Origin of the sequence: Paenibacillus thalictri (assembly GCF_004307995.1) — a bacterium.
Classification (GTDB): domain Bacteria; phylum Bacillota; class Bacilli; order Paenibacillales; family NBRC-103111; genus Paenibacillus_AF; species Paenibacillus_AF thalictri.
This window is the reverse complement of the sequence record NZ_SIRE01000073.1, coordinates 1-1,476: the sequence shown is the minus strand read 5'-3', so window position 1 is coordinate 1,476 and position 1,476 is coordinate 1. Positions and strand designations below refer to the sequence as shown.

The 1,476-nt window shown below is 44.2% G+C and carries 1 protein-coding gene; it reads left to right on the top strand.

Going from position 1 to position 1,476, the window contains the following annotated elements; genetic code table 11:
• Nucleotides 1–95: 95 nt before the first annotated feature.
• Complete coding sequence (locus EYB31_RS39905; RefSeq protein ID WP_131019144.1) at nucleotides 96–1,424, top strand: IS3 family transposase; 1,329 nt, start codon at nucleotides 96–98, stop codon at nucleotides 1,422–1,424.
• Nucleotides 1,425–1,476: the final 52 nt, after the last annotated feature.

The window sequence follows — 1,476 nt, the reverse complement described above, 5'->3', positions numbered from 1 at the left end:
TACACTGGTACCCATAGACTGGACACTTAGAAAAAAGGTGTTCAGGCTGTGGGTACCTTTTTGTATACTAGAGTAAGCAACGGGGGGATTACATCATGAGCAAGAAGCGATTTACGGAAGAAGAACGTGAACAGATGTCAAAGAACAGATATGTAAAGAATGTTAGTGACAAAGCGATAACCTATGCAGATGAATTTAAACAGTTATTCATTGACGAATATATGACAGGGAAAACCCCTAGAGAGATCTTTGAGGCTCATGGATTTGATGTTGCCGTAATTGGAATCAAGCGAGTAGAACAGTCTGCTGACCGCTGGAAGAAAGCCTACGACCATGGAGGGATTATTGGGTTATCTGACTCCCGAAAAGAAGCCTCTGGCCGCCCTTTGCGAAGAGAGTTATCACAGGATGAAGTCATAGCAAAGCAAGAAGCACGGATTCATCTACTCGAATCTCAAGTAGAACTGTTAAAAAAGCTCGATACGAAAGAAAGGTTGCTGGTAGCCAAAGGAATGAACCTAAGCAAGATTAAGTTATTCGAGCTCATAAAGGATGCCGTGGATCAAGGCTTAGGGCGTATGACGAGGTATCTCTGCTCGTTGCTTAAAGTATCCCGTTCAGGTTATTACAGTTACTTGCAAGCCACAGATTCGCGCTTACAGCGGGATCGTTCGGATGCTGAGGCGGGGGAACTGATCAAGAAGGCTTTCGGACGAAGAGGATACAAGAAGGGATCACGCTCGATCAAGATGATTCTTGAACACGAGTTCGGTGTCGTCTATAACCTAAAGAAAATCCGTAGGCTGATGAAGAAATTTAACATCGTGTGTCCGCATAGAAAGCCCAACCCTTATAAACGCATGGCCAAAGCTACGCTGGAACATCGAACCTTACCAAATATTCTACAGAGGGACTTCAAGAAGGGGATACCGGGTCTGGTCTTGCTTACGGATATCACGTACCTTCCATACGGTCGCACCGAGATGGCCTATTTGTCGACCATACTAGATGCCTCATCGGGCGAGGTCCTCGCTTACAACGTATCCAATCGGCTCACATTGGACATTGCCACGGATACTGTTTACGCTCTCAAGAAACAGAAACGTCTAAAGCTTCAAAAGGGTGCTTTCATCCACTCAGATCAGGGCAGCTATTACACGAGCCCTATATATCAGGAGTTGCTAAAGAAGAATGGGTTAGGCCAGTCGATGTCCAGACGCGGGAATTGTTGGGACAATGCCCCTCAAGAATCATTCTTCGGTCATATGAAGGATAATGTGGATCATCGTAATTGCCGTTCTTTACAAGAGGTAAAGCTTGAAATTGATCGTTATATTCGCTATTACAATAACCACAGATATCAATGGGGATTAAAAAAGATGACCCCTGTTCAATACAGGAATCACCTATTGTCCGCTTCTTAAATACTCAACATTACTCTTTTTTTTAAGTGTCCTTGACATGGGGGCCAGTTTA